This window comes from Sanguibacter sp. 25GB23B1 (assembly GCF_040012415.1).
In the GTDB taxonomy this organism is placed as follows: Bacteria; Actinomycetota; Actinomycetes; order Actinomycetales; family Cellulomonadaceae; genus Sanguibacter.
Window position 1 is genome coordinate 22,544 of the sequence record NZ_JBDYKL010000025.1, and the last position, 15,283, is coordinate 37,826.

The window sequence follows — 15,283 nt, forward strand, 5'->3', positions numbered from 1 at the left end:
TCACGGCGTGCGCGGGGAGCGGGAGCTACCGAGCGCTCAGGGCGTCCAGCGCCGCACGGAGCCGGCTCGCCGCATCGTCCGCGACGGGCTGGAGCGCCGGGTTCCCGGTGATCTGGACCATCGTCAGGGGGTCGAGCGCCTCGACGACCGTGCGGTCTTCTCCGACGGAGCGGACCACGACGTTGCACGGCAGGAGCAGCCCGACCGACTCCTCGGCCTGGAGGGCCCGGTGGGCGAGCGGTGGGTTGCAGGCGCCGAGGATGACCTGGGGCGGGACGTCGACGTCGAGCTTCTTCTTGAGCGTCGCGGCGAGGTCGATCTCCGTGAGGATGCCGAAGCCTTGCTCGCTGAGCGCCTCGCGCACGGCGGAGATCGTGGCGTCGAAGGGCTGGTCGAGGGTGGTGCTGATGCCGTAGGTCATGACACCTTCTCCGCCGCCATGCGTGCGCGGACGTCGTCCATGTCGAGGTCGCGCACCGCGCTGATGACCTGCTCGAGCCCCTTGGCGGGCAGGGCGCCCGGCTGGGAGAAGACGAGGATGCCGTCGCGGAACGCCATGAGCGTGGGGATCGACGTGATGCCGGCCTGGGCTGCGAGCGTCTGCTCGGCCTCGGTGTCGACCTTGCCGAAGACGATGTCCTCGTGCTGCGTCGAGGCGGCCTCGAAGACGGGGGCGAAGGCGCGGCAGGGGCCGCACCAGGCGGCCCAGAAGTCGACGAGGACGATCGGGCTGTCCTGGACGGTGCTCGCGAAGGTGGACGCGGTGAGTGTGGTCGTGGTCATCGTCATCTCCTGGAAGAAGGTGTGGTGTCGGATCGGGGATACCCCTAGGGGTATAACGCGAGGAGTGTTCAGGTATTCCGTGACGCGATCGGGTGTCCGGGCTCGGCGACCTCAGCGCGGGCCGGTGACGCAGGCGCTGCTGTCGTCCGTCAGGCGTTGTCCGAGCCCGGCGGCCGTGACGATGACGGCGACGACGGCCATCGACGCCTGGTGCGGCCCCAGGGCCAGCAGCCACGTGGCGGCGAGCACGCTGAGTCCCGCCGCGGCAGCGCACGGCGCGCAGCCGAGGTCGAGCCGCCACGTGCCGCCGGGGACCGGCACATAGGTGGCGAGGGTGGCGGCGCCGAGCGTGGCCGCGACGGCCACGAGCCCGCTCCACAGCGGGAGCGTGCTCGGTGCCCATCCGCCGCCGGCGTCGGCGAGGATCGCGCCGAGCGGGACGGCCAGGAGGGCTGCGGCGACGAGACGACGGGTCGGCCACCGGGACCGCCACCTGGCGCGGCGCTCGGTGACGGCTCCGGGTGCGTCGTCGAGCTCGGCGCTCAGCGGCAGGTGCACCGCTGCTCCGGCTGGACCGAGGTCATGACGTCGTCGACGTGCATGCCGCAGCCGTCCCAGGTGATCTTGGTGCAGCGCGGGCACTGGACGGGGTAGCACATGGCGGACTCTCCTTGGGTGTCGATGTCGGTGTGGCTCAAGTATACCCCCTGGGGTATTGAGGGCCGCAAGGATCTGTCGTCGAGGCCCTTGCACCCCACCGCCCGGGGCGGTCGCCGCGTGCAGCGGGTCTTGCGCTCACCGTCCTGACGGCGTCACCGTCGGCTGTCAGAGCCGTGACGTACGGTCTTCGCAGGGTGCAGGTTGGGAAGGGTGATGCGTCACGGCGACGCCTCGCTCACGCACCCGCAACGAATGGGGCAACCTGTGAATCCACTGCTCTTGGCCCTGGCGACGGTCGGGTTTGTCGCCTGCGGCCGCACGGTCTTCCGACTCGCGCCGGAGAGACGTGCCGGGGGAAGCGTTCTTGATGCGCTCACCAGGATGGCTATCAGTGCGCTTCTCGCGCTTCTCTTCCTGGCCGCGGGCGTAGGCCAAGGGTATCCGGGCGCTTTCGCAGGGGTCTCGAGGGCCGTGATCGTGGTCGGGGCGGCTCTGTGCATCCTGGCTCTGATCAAGGGTGCGCGGACGAAGGAGGTGCAGATGCTCCTGGGAGAACTCCGGCGCCTGCCCAGGGCGGCTATGAGATCTTGGCAAGAGCTTCGCGTCGTCGAGGTCGACGATCGTCCACAGGTTCGTGCGCTGCGGAGCTCGCCCAGGTGGATGACCGTGGCTCTTCTCGTGGCCGTCACGATGGTGAGTCTCTTCGTTGGGTTCGGTCTGCGAGAAGGGCCCTCCTGGGAACTGATACGCGTTCTGGCGGGGATGTGGTTGGTCTCGATGCTCGTCGGCATGGGCGCTCCAGTCCTCCTTGCCTGGGCTCTCGTCGCCCTGGTGAGCAACAGGCTCGGCGCGATGCGCTTGCTCAAGGTCGTGGCAGATGCTGCAGGCGTCGGTTTGGCAGTGGGGGTAGTTCTCGGCATCGTGGCGGTGTCGATGGAGTTCTCGGGTCTCTTCTCCGTCGGTGGTGACTTGGGCGAACGCACCGACATGTCGGCGAACAGCATCTTCGCGCTGTCGACGGCAGGCGCCATCCTCGGAGCGCTCTTCGGCTTTCTTCGTTCCGCTTCCTACCTCTACCGCCATTTCAGCTCTCCGCGCCTGGGAATCGTCGTTGCCGTTGTGCTTCCTACTCTCTGCGTCTTCCTCCTCGGATTGACGATGAGCCCAGAGGCCATCGCGCGGAGGCTGGTCGACGATGCGCTCGTCGGAGTCCCGGGCCTGTGCACGGAGTCGGCGGTGGAGACCCATGGCGTGGTCGCGGCTCTCCACTGTGACGGAAACGTGGGGCTCCTCTACGGGGCACTCCCGAGCGGTGGAACGCTGGCGATCATCGTGGGTGCTGCGCTGTTGGTCTTCGGCGTCCTGCACGTCTACAACGGCGCGCACGTGGCACCCGCTCCTCAGGCACCCGTGGCTCGAGCCCCGGAGCCCGCCCGCTGATCGGCTGCTCAGAGTGCGCACGCGGGAGGATCCGTCCGGACGGACGTCAGACCACGACGTGGTGCCGCCCGATCGGCAGCATGAGGGGCTTGCCCGACGTCGGGTCGACGATGACCTGGCTGTCGAGGCCGAACACCGCGCGAACGGTCTCCTCGGTGAGCACGTCTGCCGGGTCTCCGGCGCTGTGCAGGCGCCCGTCGGCGAGGGCGATGAGGTGGTCGGCGTAGCGGGCGGCGAGGTTGAGGTCGTGGAGCACCATGACGATCGTCGTGCCGCGCGAGCGGTTGAGGTCCGTGAGGAGGTCGAGGACCTCGACCTGGTGGCTCACGTCGAGGAAGGTCGTCGGCTCGTCGAGCAGCAGGAGGTCCGTCTGCTGGGCGAGCGCCATGGCGATCCACACGCGCTGGCGCTGCCCGCCCGAGAGCTCGTCCACCGGGCGGTCCGCGAGGGCCGCGGTCTCCGTGGCGTCGAGGGCGGCGGCCACCGCCACGTCGTCCGCGTGGCTCCAGCGCGAGAACATGCCCTGGTGCGGGTTGCGGCCCCGCCCGACGAGGTCGGCGACCGTGATGCCCTCGGGCGCGATCGGCGACTGCGGCAGCAGGCCCAGGGTCCGGGCGAGCTGCTTCGCGGGCATCGAGTGCACCTCCTTGCCGTCGAGGAGGACGTGCCCGGAGCGGGGCGCGAGCAGGCGGGACATCGACCGCAGCAGCGTCGACTTGCCGCACGCGTTCGCCCCGACGATCGCCGTGACCTTGCCCGGTGGCACCGCGAGGTCGAGGTGCTCGACGACGGTCCGGTCTCCGTACCCGAGCGTGAGGTCCTCGACCAAGAGGGTGTGGGACGTGGTCACAGCGAGGCTCCTGCGCGGTTGGTGCGGACGATGAGGTAGACGAGGTACGGCGCGCCGAGCACACCGGTCACCACGCCGACCGGGTAGCGGGCGCCGAGGGCGTACTGCCCGCAGAAGTCGGCGACGAGCACGAGCAGCGCGCCGACGAGCGCCGCCGGTACGAGCAGCGACCGCCCCGGCGGGACGAGGCGCGACGCGATGGGCCCGGAGAGGAACGCGACGAACGCGATCGGCCCGGTCGCGGCCGTCGCGAAGGCGATGAGGCCCACGGCCGTGACGATGACGAGCAGCCGCGTCCGCTCGACGCGCACGCCCAGGGCCGAGGCCGTGTCGTCGCCGAGCTGCGTCGCGGAGAGGTTCCGGGCCTGGCTGAGCAGCACGGGCGCGAGGACGACGAGCGCGACGAGGACCGGCACCGCCTGGCTCCAGCTCGACCCGTTGAGGCTGCCGGTGAGCCACCGCATCGCCTCCTGGAGATCCCACTGGGCGGCGCGGGAGAGCACGTAGCTCGTCAGGCTGTCGAGCATCGCCGCGATGCCGATCCCGATGAGGATGAGGCGCGTGCCCGCGACGCCACCCTTGAAGGACAGCCCGTAGACGAGGAGCGCGACCGCGAGGCCGGCGACGATCGCGAAGATCGACACCTCCCGCGCACCGAGCGAGAGCGACACGATCGCGAAGGCCGCTGCGGCGCTCGCCCCTGAGCTGATGCCGATGATGTCCGGGCTCGCGAGCGGGTTGCGCAGCATCGTCTGGAAAGTCACGCCGCCGAGGCCGAAGCAGAGCCCGGCGAGGACCGCGAGCAGGGCGCGCGGCAGCCGCAGGCGGCCGACCGTGAACGACGCCCCGGGCACGTCCTGCCCGAGGACGACGCGCAGCACGTCGCCCGGCGGGTAGAACGTCTGGCCCACCATGAGGCTCACCGTGAAGACGACCACGACGAGGACCGCGAGCGTCGCCAGGACGACCCGGCGCCGCAGGCCGCGCCGGGCGCGGCTGCGGACGATCGCCTCGACGGTGCTCAGCGCGGCAGGGGCCGTCGACGACGGGGTCGTGGCGCTCGTCTTGACGGTGCTCACAGTGCCCGCACCTTCTGCCGCCGGACGATGTAGATGAAGAAGGGGGCGCCCACGAGGGCGGTGATGATGCCGACGTCGACCTCGGAGGGACGGGCGACGATCCGTCCGAGGACGTCGGCCGCCGTGAGCAGGCCCGCACCGACGACCGCGGAGAACGGCAGCAGCCAGCGGTGGTCGACACCGATCATGAGGCGGCACGCGTGCGGGACGACGAGGCCGACGAAGCCGATCGGCCCCGTCACCGCGGTGGCCGCACCGCACAGGACGACCGCAGCCAACGCCGACGACGCCCGCGCCACGGCGACCCGCTCGCCGAGACCGGCGGCGAGATCGTCCCCGAGCGCGAGCGAGTTGAGGCTCCGTGCGGAGAGCAGGGCGACGACGAAACCGACGACGAGGAAGGGCAGGACGAGGCCGATGCTCTCGAAGGTGCCGCCCCCGACCCCGCCGATCTGCCACGACCGCACCCCGGCGCTGACGTCGCCGCGCGGGATCATGATCGCGCTGATGAAGGACGCGAGGGCCGCGGAGCACGCCGCGCCCGCGAGGGCGAGCTTGAGCGGCGACGGCCCGCCGCGGCCGAGGGACCCGATCGTGTAGACGAAGACGGCCGTGACTCCCGCCCCGATGATCGCGACCCACACGTAGCTCGACGCCGCGGTGAGGCCGAAGAACGCGATGCCGACGACGACCGCGAGCGACGCCCCCATGTTCACGCCGAGGATGCCCGGGTCGGCGAGCGGGTTGCGCGTCACGCCCTGCATGAGGGCGCCGGACACGCCCAGGGCCGCTCCGACGACCACGGCGAGGACCGTCCGTGGGATCCGCTTCGAGACGGCGGCCTGCTCGAACCCGTCCGTCGAGCCACCGAACGCCGCGACCACGTCGGACCACGCGACCTCGCGGGAGCCGATCATCACGGAGGCGACCATGAGTGCGCCGAGCACGGCGACGACGACGAGCAGCCAGAGGGCGCGGACGCGCCTCGGACGTCGCACGAGAGCGACGCCCGAGGCGCGTGGGGGAGCGGTGGTCGTCACTGAGCCGTGGCTACCGGGCCTGGTCGCTGGACCGGGTCAGGACGTCGCGGCCGAGGACGCGTCCGCTGCCGCGGCGATGAGCGCGAGGTAGTCGTCGAGCACCCAGGAGATGGACAGCGGCGTCGGGTTCGCCGCGGTGCCGAGGGGGCTCGTGCCGGGCAGGTTGACGATCGACTTCGACGCGACGGCCGGCACCTGGGACAGGAGCGGGTCGGCCTCGAGGGCGGTGACGAGCTCGTCGCCGCCGTAGGTGACGATGACGTCGACGTCGCTGAACGCGTCAGCCTGCTCGGCGCTCTGGGTGAGGGAGAAGACGTCGGTCTCGGCAGAGGCGGTCGCGATGCTCTCGGGCGTCGTGAGGCCGATGTCCTCGAAGAACATGGCACGGGTGTCGTGCGAGGTGTAGAAGCTCACCTCGCTGAGGTCCGTGGTGTCGACGTGGGTGAGGAACATGGCGGACTTGCCCTCGATCTGCGGGTAGGCAGCAGCGGCGTCGGCGATCTCGGTCTCGAGCTCGGCGACGAGCGCCTCGCCCTCCTCGGCCATGCCCATGGCCTGGCTGTTGAACGTGATCGTGTCGCGCCACGACGTGCCCCACGCGGTCTCGGGGTAGGCGACGACCGGCGCGATCTCGCTCAGGGTGTCGTAGTCCTCCTGCGTGAGGCCCGAGTACGCGGCGAGGATGACGTCCGGCTCGGTGTCCGCGACAGCCTCGAAGTCGATGCCGTCGGTCTCGTCGAAGAGGACGGGCGTCTCGGCGTCGAGCTCCTCGAGCTTCTCCTCGACCCAGGGGAGGAGACCGTCGCCGTCGTCGTCGCCGAAGTTGGCGGCCGCCATGCCGACGGGGACGATCCCGAGGGCGAGGGGAACCTCGTGGTTGGCCCAGTTGACGGTGGCGACGCGCTCCGGCTCGGACTCGATGACCGTGGTGCCGAGCGCGTGCTCGATGGTGATGGGAGTGAACTCGCCCGACGTCGAGCTCTCGGTGCCGGACGCCTCGTCGGCGGAGGACGAGGAGCAGGCGGTGAGCCCCAGGGCGAGGACGGCTGCCGCGGAGAGCGCGGTGAGCATGGATGCGCGAGGCATGGTTCCCTTTCGGTCGTGCAGTGGTCGTGATCGTGCGTGCTCGCACGGGAAGAGCGGTGCAACCAGACCCGTCGGAGGTGTCGTGGCTGCACCCTCATCAGACCGTTCGGGCGCGCAGGAACTGACCTGCGACCGGCGCCGGTCGAGCACGAGGGGGAGCTCACCGACGCCCCGATCTCTCGGGTAGTTAGGGTTGCCTACCCAAAACTAGGGCACGATCGTCGGTGTGGCAATCGCGCAGGAGCGACTCTCTCTGTCGCGAGACGGACAAAGGTCAGGCGGGACCGAGCAGGAGCGCGGTGCACTCGCGCTGCAGCGCCTCGTCCGCCCACATCGCGTGGTGCGGTGCCGCGTTCGAGCACACGACCGCGCCCCACGCAGCCACCCCGACCGACATCCGGACGGCGTCACGGCAGATCTGCGACCCGACCGGCCCCTCCTCGAACCGGCAGTCCTTGGGCGTGTACCCGACCCACCCCTCGCCGAAGACGAGCGGTATCCCCATCCGCGCCGCCGTGTCCGCCGCGATCTCGATCCACTCGCGGAGACGGATCGCCATCGCGATCCGGTGTGCCCCGTACCGCGCGTAGAGCCAGCGGTCGACCGCCTCCGGGTCGCACCAGTCGTGGACGTAGATCTCGGTGCGCTCGAGGATCGAGGCGTGCCGCTTCCACTCCTCGTCGGCAGGTGGAGCCCACTCGTCGAGGCGTGGTGCCCCGGGCCGCAAGATCTCCGCGTCGGCACGCTCCTGGGGGAAGTCCTCCGGCGCGCCGCGGAGCGCGAACTCGACGAGGAGCTCCTCGAGCACCCCGTACACGTACGGGTGGACGACGAGCACCTGCGCGTTGTGCGGCACCCCGCGCATCGCCGTCACCGGCACGGCGGCGTAGTTCACGCCGCACAGCACCCGAGGATGCCGTGCACCGAACGCGGCGATCCCGGCCTCCAGCCGTGGGCGCAGCTCGACGACGGCATCCTCGACCCCCGGCAAGCCCGCCGTGAGGTGCCCTGCCTGCACCTCGTTGTGCAGCTCGACGAACGCGAGGGTCTCCTCCAGCCCGTGCCCGACGAGGAGGTCCACGAGATCGGCCATCGCCTCCCCGAGGACGACGAGCCGCTCCTCCGGGTCCACCGCCTCCAGGGCGTCGTACCAGGCGCGGTCCGCCGCGAACGCAGGGCTCTGCTGGTACTCCCACGAGGACGCGATGACGACGACCCCGTGGCGCTGCGCCGCGCGGAAGAACGCCAACAGGTGTTCCCGCGCGTCGATCGTCGTGTGCTTCTGGACGTCGTACCAGCGCATGCGGCCGGCGTAGCCGCCGCCGATCGGGCCGAGGCGCAGCGCGCTCGTGTCCACCCCGGAGCGGAACAGGAGGAACGGCATCGCGCAGATCCGGACCGCGTTGTACCCGAGGTCCCGCGCACGCGCGAAGGCGACGTCGAGGTCCTCGAACGGCTCCCCGGGCCCGGTGCGCACGTACCAGGAGAAGTCCCACAGTGTGATCGCGAGCCGGTCGGGGAGGTGGCGCTCGGACAGGTCGTGCTCGGTGCGGTGCGGCTGGGCCAGGGTCATCGTCGGCTCCCGATCATGGTGGTCGTGGTCGTGGTCGTGGTCGTGGTCTCGTTCGTGGCCGTGAGCGTGACCCGGGCTACCCGGACCACCTCGACGGACGTGACGGTGATCCCGTCGGTGACATCGCGGACGGACGGGTCCACCCACACGCCCGTCTCGTGTCGCCACGGCAGGAGCTCGAGGGTCACGCCCTGCTCGGCGACCTCGTCGAGCCACGGTGTGAGGTCCACGTCCCACGCGCGGCCGTGCCAGAAGTGGTCGCTCACCAGCTCGTCGCCCACGAGAGCTCGTCCGACGTCGCCGGTCCACGTGATGCGGAGCAACGCGCGGTTCGTCCCGTCGATCGCGTCGCGCGGGACGGTGACGTGCACCCGGGCGGCACCGGAGAAGTCCGTCGGGGCGCTCAGGCGGTCCATCGGTCCGCCGCGCCGCACGGTCGGCGGGCTCGGGGCGTCGGGGTGCTCGTCGGTCAGGAGCGTGCGCGGCGCATCACGGGCAACCCGCACGGTCCACGTGCGCCAGAGGTCTTCGGTCTCCTGCGCGCCGGGACCGGGACCAGGCCCGGAGCCGGTGAGGGTCACGCTCGCGTCCGTGCTGGAGAGTGCGCCCGGGTCGGGGAGCAGCGCGACGGTGGCCACACCCGTGTCCGGGTGCAGCACGAGGTCGCCGTCGAGGGCGTACACCGGGGCGTCGGACAGGACGAGGCGCTCGCGACCGGCGACGTCGAGCCGGTAGAGCGCGTTCGCGCTCGCCTCGTCGAGGACGAGGAGACGCACGCCCGGCAGCTCGACGACCGTCTCTCGCCCGGGAGCGACCGCGAGCTCGATGACGGTCGCGCCGTCGCGGTTGCCGTCAGCGTCACAGGCCCGCCCGCGTCCGTCCCCGCGCACCGCGACCGGCGCGCCGTCCCGGCTCTCGACGACCAGCTCGACGCGCACGCCGTCCGTCGCGACGAGGACGACGAGGTCGCCGACGTCGTCGGTGATCCGGGTGAGGACCTCGGCCGTGGCGCTGCGCAGCACGAGGTCCTCGGTGAGCGGGTAGCCGAGCGGCCAGGCGACGGTCACGCCAGCCGGGAGGTCGATCGGCCGGCTCGGGACGGTGACCTCGGTGTCACCCAGTGGGACGGTGAGCTGCACGGCCGGCTGGGCGTCGATCGCGTGCGCGGCCGGCTGGTACGTCGTGAGGAAGAGGTAGCCCTCGTGGCCGTCCGAGCGCACCGCCCAGCGCAGCTCGGCTGGGTCGTCGCTGCCTCCGCCGACCGTCGTCGTCATGCCCGCGAGGCGCGAGCCCTCCTGCGCGAGCCACAGGTGCTGGCGACGCAGGAGGTGGTGGTGGGGGCGGACCTGTCCGTGCTCGCCGACCGGCGCGTGGAAGTCGTAGGTGAGCGTGGGCACGTCGTTCGGGTAGCCGGTGGCCTGCGACTCCTGCTCCGTGCCGTGCGGCCCGACGCGCTGGGTACCACCCGCGTACATGTAGTAGCCCTGCCAGACCGAGCCGCTTCCGACCTTCGCGAGCGCCACCGCAGCCACGTCCTGGGGTGTCACGAGCGGTCGGCGGTGATAGGCGACGTGCATGCCGCCGCCGAGCTCGCAGGTGGCGAACGGCACGGCGTCGTCGTCCTTGAGCGGGACGGCACCGGGCAGGGTGGACGACGGGTCGAGGCCCGCGCCGTCGAGCGCCTCGCGGACGTCGGCGCCCACGGAGAGGTCGTCGCGCACGGTGCTGTATCGGAAGTGGGAGCCCGCGAAGGCGGGCCACCCGGTGGTCGACTCCTCCCAGAAGCCGTCGGCGTACGCGCCGTACACGGGCAGGAGCGTTGCCGGGACCTGCGCGCCGCCCCAGCCGGTCGCGGTCCACAGGGGAACGTCGAGCCCGAGCTCCTCCGCGAGAGCCCGGAGCGTCGCGAGGTGCTGCGGCTGGTCGTAGAGCTCGTTGTCGATCTGCGCACCGATGATCGGGCCGCCGTCACGGTGCGTGAGCCCGGCGAGCTGGGCGATCGTCCGGCCGTAGAAGGCACGGACGCGCTCGAGGTATGCCGGGTCGTCGCACCGGGTGGGGATGCCGGAGTCGACGAGCCAGTCCGGGAAGCCGCCGTGGCGCGCCTCGCCGTGCGCCCACGGACCGAGGCGGACCACGACCTCGAGACCGTGCCGGGCGGCGAGCTCGACGAACGCACGGAGGTCGAGGGTGCCGTCCCAGCGGAAGGCACCCCGCTCCGGCTCGTGCGCCTGCCAGAAGACGTACGTGGAGACGGCAGTCAGCCCGCCGGCGCGGGCGTGGCCGAGGACCTCCGACCATCGCTCCCGCGGGATGCGCGAGGAGTGGATCTCGCCGGTGACGGGGAACCATGGGACGCCGTCGCGCTCGATCGAGCGGCTCGTCACGGCGATGCGGTCCGGTGTGCCCGCGGGCTCGCCGAACGGCAGGTGGTCGCGGAGGACGGTGGCGTCGGGGGTCATCGGTCTCCTTCGTCGAGCACGGCGAGCTGTGCCCGGAGCGTCTCGGTGCGGGCGTCGTGTGCCTGCTGGATGTCGTGCGTGAACAGCAGCATGGTGGGCAGCGACGTGGCGAAGTAGTCGATCGTCGCGTGCCGTGCGGACTCCTCGGTGACGTAGTCGGCGAGGCCGTCGCGCAGCCGGCGGGCGTCGTCGGTGCGGCCGAGACGTCGCAGGGCCGTCACCGAGGCCGCGGTCCGCTCGGAGAACGCCTGCACCTGCATCGCCTGGAAGTCGCCGTGCTGCGTGGCGGCGACCTCCCAGGCCTCCGTCGCGGCGAGATCCTGCCCGGCCGCGGCGAGGGCGTCGCCGAGGACGAGGTGGAGGTCGGCGGTGTTCGCCAGGGGATGGCGGGCCTCGCCCAGCGAGCCGACCGGGTGCAGCGCAGCGGTCGCGTGCTCGACGGCTCGCGGCGCGTCGCCCGCGACGAGCGCGTCCCGCGCGACGGCGAGGTGGGCGTCCTCCCACGCGGCGAGCACCCGTCCTTCGCCGCCCTCCCACGGTTGGAACGCCCGGCCGACGAGCACGTCGAGCGCCTCCTCGGCCCGGCCGGTGCCGGTGAGGAGCTCGGCGAGCTGGATGGTGAGGTCGTCCCGGGTGGCGACGAGGTCCGGTCGGCCCTGCAGCCTGGCGAGCCGCTCGGCCGGGTCCACGCCGCGCCGCGCCGCGAGCTGGTCCGCCTCGTAGAGGAGCCGGGCGTCGTCGGGGGCGAGGCGTCGCGCCCGTTCGTAGTGTGCCGCCGCAGCGTGCGGGTCGCCCTGCACGTTGTGCGCGGCCACGCCGAGGTTGCGCAGGACCACGACGTCCGGGTCCTCCGCGGCGGCGGCGACCTCCCAGGCGGCGACGGCCTCGTCGCGCCGGCCGGCCGCGTAGAGCCGGTGGCCCGCGAGCCCCGCGACGAGCGGGTCGTCCGGCCAGACCGATCGGAGCCGGGCCAGCATGTCGTCCTCGGCCACGGACGGGAAGCACCACGTGCGGTCCGCCGCTCGGGCGGCCTCGAGGCTCGCGCTCGCCGCTACCGCGTCGCCGCTGCGCAGTTCGAGGTCCGCTCGGTGCAGCCACGCGAGAGGGACGACGTTGCGCTGACCGGCGGGGAGCGGGAGGGTCGCGGCGCGGCCGAGCGCGTCGAGCGCGGCCTCCCGCTCGCCGACCGAGGCGTGCTCGAGGGCGACGTCGAGGGTGATCGTCGGGTCGTCCGTCCGGTCGTCCGGACCGCTCGGCCGCCCCGGCTGTTCAGGGTGCTGGTCGAGGCGCTGCCCGGGGTGCGGCTCGAGGCGCGCGGCGAGGTCGCGTGCCCAGGCGTCGAGCGGGTTCGACGCGAGGGTCCCGCGGACCAGTGCCCGCGCGCGCTCGTGGTCGCCGGCTCGTCGGGCGGCGACGGCGGCGAGGTTCCGGGCCTGGGTGTGGCCGGGCGACCGCGTGAGCAGCGCGTCGAGGGCCTCCAGCGCTTCCAGCGGGTCGCGGCCCGCCGCGAGGTCGAGCCGTGCGGCCGCCACGGTCGCGGCGTCGAGCCAGGCGGAGTTCCACGACGCCGTGCCGAACGCTGTCCGGGCCTCGTCCGCCCGGCGCTGGCGGGCGAGCACGACCCCGAGCCGGTAGTGCGCCTCGCCGTCGCGCGGGTTGGGGTTGCGCAGGGTGAGGCGTGCGACGGCGGTCCGCAGGAGCTCCTCGGCCTCGGCGAGCCGGCCGTCGCGCGTGCGCCGTGAGGCGAGCGCGGTGGCGCTGCGGGCGTCTCCCGGGTCGCGGCGCAGGGCCTCGAGCCAGTAGGGCTCGGGGGAGCGTGTCGCGTGCCGGTACTGCTCGAGGTGGAGGCCGGTGAGGTAGAGCTCGTCGACGGTGGGGACGTCTGCGGGCAGGGGAGGTTCGGTCGCCGGTGCGGGGACGTCGGCCGGTCGGAGCGGTGCGTCGGCCCGGGGGCACCAGGAGAGCAGGACGGTCCCCGCGTGCTCGACGACGAGCTCGCAGGTGGTCGGGTCGAGCGGGCCGGTGACCAGCTCGTGCACCCACGGGGTACCTGGGGCCACGTCGACCTCGACGCTCACGAGCGCGGCTGAGCCGGAGCGGAGCTCGATGCGCGTGCCCGGCCGGGGCTCGGTGACGGCGACGCCGATCCGGACCCGCGAGCCGGCCGCGTCCGCTCCTGCGTCCGGCCCGGCGACCGGCTCGACGCTCAGGTGCACGGCGGCGTCCCGCGTCGCCTGGTGCACGGGGCCGATCTCCTGGATCGGGTACCAGTACTGCGAGAAGGTCCGGGTCTCGCCCGGGCGCAGGAACGCGAAGTCGGGCTGGTTGTCGGTGAAGACGCCCGCCATGAGCTCGATGTACGGGCCGTTCGTGTCGGTCAGGTGCGTCTCCCACGCGTGGCCGAACGCGGCGTCGCCCCATGTCCACAGCTTCTTGCCCGGCGAGACGCGGTGGTCGGCCCAGTGGACGAATCCTGCACGCTTGCCGTGGTCGTACCCGCCGAAGAAGTCGTCCTGGGTGCCGAGGCACATGTAGGAGGTCGGGACGGGGACGTTGCGGACGAGGTCGAGACGGTCACCGTCCGGACGTTCGACGGTCCGCTGCGCCGGGTAGTCGACGCCGTAGTACGGTCCGCTCGCGACGGGGAACGTGCTGATCGCCCGCTTCGCGTGGTCGGCGACGACCCGCACGTCCGTCGGGAAGAACGCCTGGTAGGTGTCGTCCACAGCCGCGGCGACGTTCGCCCACCACAAGAACGTCTGGACGTCGTCCGTCCGGTTGACCAGGTGCCCGCGCAGCTCGACGAGAGCGCTCGCGGGCCGCAGCCGCACCCCGTGCATGCCCTGCATCCGCGCGAAGGGGTCGTGGTCGGAGCACCACACGGTGACCGAGCCGTCGTCGTCCTCCTCGATGCGGGACTCGGTCGGCAGGAAGGTCGCCGGCCGGTGGTGCTGGGGCCAGTTGAGCTCGACCCCGCCGGAGACCCACGGACCGAGCAGGCCGACGAGCGCCGGCTTGATGACGTCGTTGCGGTAGAAGAAGTCGTAGCCCCGGGTCCGGTCGAGGCCCACGTGGATGCGGCCGCCGAGCTCGGGAAGGATCATGAGCCGCACGTAGTCGTTCTCGAGGTGGACGGCGTCCCAGAGTCGGGAGGTCTTGTCCTGGGAGACGCGGTCGATGAACGGCATCGGGTAGACCGCGCCGGACGAGCCCTGGTAGACGCGCTGGTCGAGATAGGCCGGGTAGCGGTCGGGGGCCGAGGGCTCGTACGTGTCGATGGCGACGGGCTCCCGCCAGACCCGGACGGGCCGGTCGGCGAGCTCTGCCGGGGCGTCGGGAAGGATGATGCGCGACTCGTCACTGAGCATGTGACGACCGTACGCACTGTTGACACCCTGTGCCGAGTGCCGTTTCACTGCAGCGTATGGACGAAACGACGGACGCCGTGCGCGAGGGCTTCGCCGGTCAACGCATGCTCGTGGTGCCCCGGCCCATGGTGCGGGCGGCGCTCGCACGCCCGGTGACCGACCGGTTGCTCGTCACTGCCGCAGGCGTCTTCCCGCACGCGTCCCGGCACGGCCGGGCCCGGCCGGCGGGCGCCGCGGAGCACGTCGTCCTCGTCTGCACGGACGGCACGGGGTGGTGCCGCGCCGACGACGAGGAGGTCACCGTCCAGCGCGGGGACGCCGTCCTCCTGCCCGCGGGGGTCCCGCACACCTACGGGGCGTCGCGCGCGGACCCGTGGACGGTGTGGTGGTTCCACGTGGTGGGCCCGGACGCCGACGCCCTCGTGGCCGCCGCCCGGCACGCGGCCGGGAGCCTCGCGTCCCACCTCCGCGACCCGGCACCGGTGGCGAGCCTCGTGTCCCAGGTCATCGACGCGCTCGATGCCGGCACCACGGGAGGGTCGGTGCGCGCCGCAGGAGCGGCGTGGAACGCGCTCGCCCAGGTCGTCGCGACCGGACGACGCGCTCCGGGCCCCGCACCCAGCCCCGTGGAGCGCGCGACGGAGCACCTGCGCGCGACGACGCCCGGGCGCACGTCGGTCGGCGAGCTGGCGGCCATGGTCGGCCTGAGCACCTCTCACCTCGGCGCTCTCTTCCGCCAGCAGACGGGCGTATCGCCACTGCGGTATCAGACCGACCTCCGGATGGCGCGGGCACGCGAGCTGCTCGACAGCACCGACCTCACGATCACGGCCGTCGCGCGAGCGAGCGGGTACGACGACGGCCTGTACTTCTCGCGGCAGTTCGCCCGCGTGCACGGCCAGACGCCGACCGCCTACCGGGGGCGGATGCGGTGATCCCGCT

The 15,283-nt window shown here is 72.4% G+C and carries 13 protein-coding genes; 2 read left to right on the top strand and 11 right to left on the bottom strand.

The genetic code is table 11. The annotated features are described in order from the left end of the window. Positions 1-25 precede the first annotated feature (25 nt). The 4 genes from ABKW26_RS13710 to ABKW26_RS13725 form a co-directional block, all read right to left on the bottom strand. On the bottom strand, positions 26-421 hold the full coding sequence (locus ABKW26_RS13710; RefSeq protein ID WP_348594335.1) for a DUF302 domain-containing protein: 396 nt from the start codon (positions 419-421) through the stop codon (positions 26-28). Then, positions 418-783: a thioredoxin gene (gene trxA, locus ABKW26_RS13715; protein ID WP_348594336.1), complete on the bottom strand. Its 366-nt coding sequence runs from the start codon at positions 781-783 to the stop codon at positions 418-420. The genes ABKW26_RS13710 and trxA overlap by 4 nt, the downstream gene beginning before the upstream one ends. A gap of 111 nt (positions 784-894) precedes the next feature. Next, positions 895-1,341 carry a hypothetical protein gene (locus tag ABKW26_RS13720; RefSeq protein WP_348594337.1) on the bottom strand — a complete coding sequence of 149 codons (447 nt, stop codon included), beginning with the start codon at positions 1,339-1,341 and terminating at the stop codon, positions 895-897. After that, a complete protein-coding gene (locus ABKW26_RS13725; RefSeq protein WP_348594338.1) occupies positions 1,326-1,481 on the bottom strand; it encodes a hypothetical protein in 156 nt (51 codons plus the stop codon). Before ABKW26_RS13725 ends, ABKW26_RS13720 begins: the two co-directional genes overlap by 16 nt. Before the next feature lie 226 nt (positions 1,482-1,707). On the opposite strand from ABKW26_RS13725, the gene ABKW26_RS13730 reads away from it, so the two are divergent. Next, positions 1,708-2,883, top strand: coding sequence for a hypothetical protein (locus tag ABKW26_RS13730; RefSeq protein ID WP_348594339.1), 1,176 nt, complete (start codon positions 1,708-1,710; stop codon positions 2,881-2,883). A 46-nt stretch (positions 2,884-2,929) separates the two neighbouring features. On the opposite strand, the gene ABKW26_RS13735 is transcribed toward ABKW26_RS13730, so the two are convergent. The 7 genes from ABKW26_RS13735 to ABKW26_RS13765 form a co-directional block, all read right to left on the bottom strand. Then, positions 2,930-3,733: an ABC transporter ATP-binding protein gene (locus ABKW26_RS13735; protein ID WP_348594340.1), complete on the bottom strand. Its 804-nt coding sequence runs from the start codon at positions 3,731-3,733 to the stop codon at positions 2,930-2,932. Then, positions 3,730-4,812 (bottom strand): iron ABC transporter permease, encoded by a 1,083-nt coding sequence (locus ABKW26_RS13740; RefSeq protein ID WP_348594341.1) that lies wholly within the window; start codon positions 4,810-4,812, stop codon positions 3,730-3,732. Before ABKW26_RS13740 ends, ABKW26_RS13735 begins: the two co-directional genes overlap by 4 nt. Then, the gene (locus tag ABKW26_RS13745) at positions 4,809-5,852 is read right to left on the bottom strand and encodes an iron ABC transporter permease (RefSeq protein ID WP_348594342.1); all 1,044 of its coding nucleotides are present in this window, start codon (positions 5,850-5,852) and stop codon (positions 4,809-4,811) included. Before ABKW26_RS13745 ends, ABKW26_RS13740 begins: the two co-directional genes overlap by 4 nt. A 36-nt stretch (positions 5,853-5,888) precedes the next feature. After that, entirely contained in the window at positions 5,889-6,938 is a 1,050-nt protein-coding gene (locus ABKW26_RS13750) for an iron-siderophore ABC transporter substrate-binding protein (protein WP_348594343.1), read from the bottom strand. 274 nt (positions 6,939-7,212) lie between these two features. Then, positions 7,213-8,511 carry a cellulase-like family protein gene (locus ABKW26_RS13755; protein ID WP_348594344.1) on the bottom strand — a complete coding sequence of 433 codons (1,299 nt, stop codon included), beginning with the start codon at positions 8,509-8,511 and terminating at the stop codon, positions 7,213-7,215. Next, positions 8,508-10,973: a beta-galactosidase gene (locus tag ABKW26_RS13760; RefSeq protein WP_348594345.1), complete on the bottom strand. Its 2,466-nt coding sequence runs from the start codon at positions 10,971-10,973 to the stop codon at positions 8,508-8,510. Before ABKW26_RS13760 ends, ABKW26_RS13755 begins: the two co-directional genes overlap by 4 nt. After that, positions 10,970-14,341 (bottom strand): DUF5107 domain-containing protein, encoded by a 3,372-nt coding sequence (locus ABKW26_RS13765; RefSeq protein WP_348594346.1) that lies wholly within the window; start codon positions 14,339-14,341, stop codon positions 10,970-10,972. The genes ABKW26_RS13760 and ABKW26_RS13765 overlap by 4 nt, the downstream gene beginning before the upstream one ends. A gap of 56 nt (positions 14,342-14,397) precedes the next feature. Between ABKW26_RS13765 and ABKW26_RS13770 the strand changes: the two genes are divergently transcribed. Beyond that, positions 14,398-15,276, top strand: coding sequence for an AraC family transcriptional regulator (locus tag ABKW26_RS13770; protein ID WP_348594347.1), 879 nt, complete (start codon positions 14,398-14,400; stop codon positions 15,274-15,276). Positions 15,277-15,283: the final 7 nt, after the last annotated feature.

What these genes read in the sequence shown, in the direction of transcription:
- ABKW26_RS13710 (WP_348594335.1), bottom strand. Translation starts at nt 421, where the DNA reads ATGACCTACGGCATCAGCACCACCCTCGACCAGCCCTTCGACGCCACG.
- trxA (WP_348594336.1), bottom strand. Translation starts at nt 783, where the DNA reads ATGACCACGACCACACTCACCGCGTCCACCTTCGCGAGCACCGTCCAG.
- ABKW26_RS13750 (WP_348594343.1), bottom strand. Translation starts at nt 6,938, where the DNA reads ATGCCTCGCGCATCCATGCTCACCGCGCTCTCCGCGGCAGCCGTCCTC.
- ABKW26_RS13755 (WP_348594344.1), bottom strand. Translation starts at nt 8,511, where the DNA reads ATGACCCTGGCCCAGCCGCACCGCACCGAGCACGACCTGTCCGAGCGC.
- ABKW26_RS13760 (WP_348594345.1), bottom strand. Translation starts at nt 10,973, where the DNA reads ATGACCCCCGACGCCACCGTCCTCCGCGACCACCTGCCGTTCGGCGAG.
- ABKW26_RS13765 (WP_348594346.1), bottom strand. Translation starts at nt 14,341, where the DNA reads ATGCTCAGTGACGAGTCGCGCATCATCCTTCCCGACGCCCCGGCAGAG.
- ABKW26_RS13770 (WP_348594347.1), top strand. Translation starts at nt 14,398, where the DNA reads ATGGACGAAACGACGGACGCCGTGCGCGAGGGCTTCGCCGGTCAACGC.